Source organism: Microcystis sp. LE19-84.1B (assembly GCF_027531875.1).
Lineage (GTDB): Bacteria > Cyanobacteriota > Cyanobacteriia > Cyanobacteriales > Microcystaceae > Microcystis > Microcystis panniformis.
Genome location: NZ_JAPZSR010000482.1, coordinates 1 through 3,110, shown reverse-complemented (window position 1 = coordinate 3,110; position 3,110 = coordinate 1). Strand labels below are relative to the sequence as shown.

Below are 3,110 nucleotides of genomic sequence, written 5' to 3'. Positions count from 1 at the left end.
TTGCTTGAGTATTTATACTTAATTTGTCCAGCCAATTGTTTTTTTATTGTTCGCCTCTCCTAGAAAATAGTTGCTTCGTACTATATTTTCCCTGCCAAAATCGGGGTTAATGCTCTATTTATTTCAAAATGAGAATTGCTGCTGGGTATGCCTATGGATTGAGGAAATTTGCTTTGTACTCATAGAACACTGAGGAGTTTTTGATAGATGTCCTTTACAGGGGGGGATTTTTCCCCCGTTTTATCCCATGAACACCACCATAATTAGCGATCGAATACAAGAGGACTGGCCGGTTAAACCCGGTCATTGCCTCAACCCTTTTGAACCCCTGTTCGGTTCCGACATTCCAGAAAATGAGTTAGGCCGGTCTCTTTACGACATGGCCATTAGCATCGAGGAAGCTTACGGACTAGGCGAATTGATAGATGAATTACCCAATCTAGTATTGGGAATCAAGAGAAATCTAACCTCTTGGTACGAAATCGGTTTAATCTCTTGGAAAATAAAGTTATGCAAGGGATGGCGCAAGCGTTACACTTCTTTCAAGCAGTTTTGCGAGAACGCTATCGGTAAGACTTCCAGTGCTGTCAACAATTGGATTCGCTCCGCGCGGGTAATGTCTCATCTCATATCTGCCGGGTGCGATCGATTGCCTATGAATGCCTCGATCGCATTGGAGTTATCCAAGTTTAGCGAGACTGACCTTTTGGAGGCATGGCGTGATATTTGTGAGACTTACGCCGACCACGAGTTAACCTTAGATAAGGTCAAGTCCCACCTTGGGGATCCGTTTCACAAGCTACCTAACTCCAAAAAGGTGAACATCTCTCTTGAGTCATGGGAAAAGTTGCGGGAAAAGGCCGCAGAAGCGGGAATGTCTCCCACTCAGCTGCTAGAGGATTTGATCGACTCGTTGTTACCCGACGAGGATGACTCTGGCCAGGACACAGTACCACCAGATGAACCGGATGAGGATGAACCGGATGAGGAAAAAAATCAAGATTTGCCTAATTATACTCAGCGTTACCGTGCTAATTTTAGCTATCAGGATAATTACTATTCTCCTGTTGTTAACTCATACCTATTTGACAATGGCAAGTTAGTCCTTTTCTGATAGGGTGATTTTATTTTTTGCTACTCCCTAAAAATCAGTCAATTATTCCAATGACCAAAAAAACAATTTTTGCGCGGGTAGAATTTTATAATTTTCTATCCCACTATCTCTCGATCATCAATAAACTGCTAGGCTTTTGTTCTCAGCATCTAAGTTATGCTATTGACTTTGCGAACGCGTCCTTATTATCTATCCCTGTCTCGAACGGAATAGATAATCTAAAATCACATCGAGAACAAATATCTAAAATGCAAGCGCGGCTAAAAACTTACAAAAGAGAAATTGACGATCTCTCAAACAAGATTAAGCAAAATATCTCTTACTGCAAGGAAAAAGAAAATGAAGCAATTAGCACAATCGATGAGTCAATTACCACAATCGAGTCAATTAAGCCAAGATAAAAATTCTTTCCTATTAGAGACTTTCTCTGATTAGGTCATAGAATCAATTTTGAGCGAATTAATCGACTTTGTTCTAGTTGAATATCCCGATCGGCTTCATTGTGGGATTCTTTCAGCTTACTTAATCCCTGCTAAGAATTACGTCGCTGTGCTGAATAATCGGCAAAGTTTTCGATTAGAAACGGATTATCTTAATTTTATCAATGTAGAGGAAACTAATGGCTAATTTTTATTATGGCAAAGATGAAGGACAATCCTACTGGATTAATTTAGATCATGTTTGTTTTGTCAAGCCAGACCCGGATAAATTAATTTTAAAAATGTCCGACGGGAACGTAGTAAGAATTGACGGGGAAGACTATGACGCTTTTACAGAAGTTCTTAGAACAGAGACAGTTAATTGGGGAACTTTGTTTGATGAACCCCCTGACGACAAGCGATACAATCATGAAGATATTCCCAGTATAGAGGAGGTAAAACAACAAAGCGATTGGGATGATAGCGATTGGGATGATGACGATGACAATACCGACCGCTACCCAGACGAATACCCTCCCACAGGACGTCCTGTTCCTTTATTAGATGATGACGAAGTATGTGTTTAACCTAATCGCACCCTATCGGCTAAGGCCGAGGGGATGAGGTTAGGGTCCAAACCTAATCTTAGTCTAAGAGTGCCTTTTTCATTGAATTCAAGTTTTAGCTTGTTACTACATCGTAAGGCTTCAAGGACTTTCAAGAATTGTGCCTTTTAAAGTGAGATAGGGCTTAAAAAGCCCTACGGGAGTATCGTAAGGCTAATTCTTTTTAAATCCAATTAACTCCCATTATAACCGATGAAAATACTAGGCATAGACGTTAGTCGTAATTGGGCTATCGTAGTTTTATTGTGCGAGTTTCCATCTGTTTCCCCTCTACAATACTCGAAAAGTATTGGAGAACCTGTCAAGGGATACTCGCGAATTAAGGGAAACACTCAGCTTAACGAGATAGCTTATAAGCTAGAGTGCAACGCTGAAGCGATCGAGATTATTAAATCTTTAGAAGTTGACGCTATAATTTTAGAGCCTACGGGTTACTGGTACGCTAGTTTTTGGGTTAATTGCGCTAAAAAGTTAGGATTAGATATTTATTGGATATCTCATCAACAAACCAAGATAAATCGGCAGCACTACTTTAAAACTAAAAATAAAGATGATTATCTTGACGCTCTAACCATTGCCCTAACTTATTTCGACAAATCAGGGTTAGATGATCTAGGCAATCCCCCGCTTTTAAATAATTACGACTATGACTCGATCGATTTATTACGTCGGACTTTTCACGAAAAAAAACAGCTTGATAAAAACAAAAATTCTTTGATTAACCAACTTAGACAGCGATTATGCTGTGAATTTCCCGAGATTGCACAAAAAGACTTTGAGTATATCGGGGTTAAGGGCTGTAATCCTACGGGGTCTATTGGACTGATGGTGATAAGTTTAACTAATCAATGATTGGCTGCTAACAGCCGTGAGCGCAGATGTTGAAAATTTCTTAACCCATAAGTCTGACGCAAAATTACACGACTACGATTATTTAAGCCTTCCATAGCT

Annotated in this window: 6 protein-coding genes; 5 read left to right on the top strand and 1 reads right to left on the bottom strand. The window is 39.8% G+C overall.

Features of this window, described 5'->3' with window-relative positions:
* The first annotated feature begins 247 nt into the window (after positions 1-247).
* The 5 genes from O9324_RS26745 to O9324_RS26725 all read left to right on the top strand — a co-directional run bounded on the left by O9324_RS26745 (position 248) and on the right by O9324_RS26725 (position 3,011).
* The gene (locus O9324_RS26745; protein ID WP_288141791.1) at positions 248-1,114 is read left to right on the top strand and encodes a hypothetical protein; all 867 of its coding nucleotides are present in this window, start codon (positions 248-250) and stop codon (positions 1,112-1,114) included.
* 50 nt (positions 1,115-1,164) lie between these two features.
* On the top strand, positions 1,165-1,515 hold the full coding sequence (locus O9324_RS26740) for a hypothetical protein (RefSeq protein ID WP_288141790.1): 351 nt from the start codon (positions 1,165-1,167) through the stop codon (positions 1,513-1,515).
* Between the two features lie 49 nt (positions 1,516-1,564).
* Complete coding sequence (locus O9324_RS26735) at positions 1,565-1,741, top strand: hypothetical protein (protein ID WP_288141789.1); 177 nt, start codon at positions 1,565-1,567, stop codon at positions 1,739-1,741.
* A complete protein-coding gene (locus O9324_RS26730; protein WP_288141788.1) occupies positions 1,734-2,120 on the top strand; it encodes a hypothetical protein in 387 nt (128 codons plus the stop codon). Before O9324_RS26735 ends, O9324_RS26730 begins: the two co-directional genes overlap by 8 nt.
* Positions 2,121-2,351: 231 nt before the next feature.
* Positions 2,352-3,011, top strand: a complete 660-nt coding sequence (locus O9324_RS26725) for a hypothetical protein (RefSeq protein ID WP_288141787.1) — start codon at positions 2,352-2,354, stop codon at positions 3,009-3,011.
* On the opposite strand, the gene O9324_RS27385 is transcribed toward O9324_RS26725, so the two are convergent.
* A complete protein-coding gene (locus O9324_RS27385) occupies positions 3,005-3,106 on the bottom strand; it encodes a hypothetical protein (protein ID WP_353851720.1) in 102 nt (33 codons plus the stop codon). The genes O9324_RS26725 and O9324_RS27385 overlap by 7 nt on opposite strands.
* Positions 3,107-3,110 lie beyond the last annotated feature (4 nt).

Excerpts from the sequence above, each read along its gene's own strand:
- O9324_RS26745 (WP_288141791.1), top strand. The coding sequence starts at position 248 with ATGAACACCACCATAATTAGCGATCGAATACAAGAGGACTGGCCGGTT.
- O9324_RS26740 (WP_288141790.1), top strand. The coding sequence starts at position 1,165 with ATGACCAAAAAAACAATTTTTGCGCGGGTAGAATTTTATAATTTTCTA.
- O9324_RS26730 (WP_288141788.1), top strand. The coding sequence starts at position 1,734 with ATGGCTAATTTTTATTATGGCAAAGATGAAGGACAATCCTACTGGATT.
- O9324_RS26725 (WP_288141787.1), top strand. The coding sequence starts at position 2,352 with ATGAAAATACTAGGCATAGACGTTAGTCGTAATTGGGCTATCGTAGTT.
- O9324_RS27385 (WP_353851720.1), bottom strand. The coding sequence starts at position 3,106 with ATGGAAGGCTTAAATAATCGTAGTCGTGTAATTTTGCGTCAGACTTAT.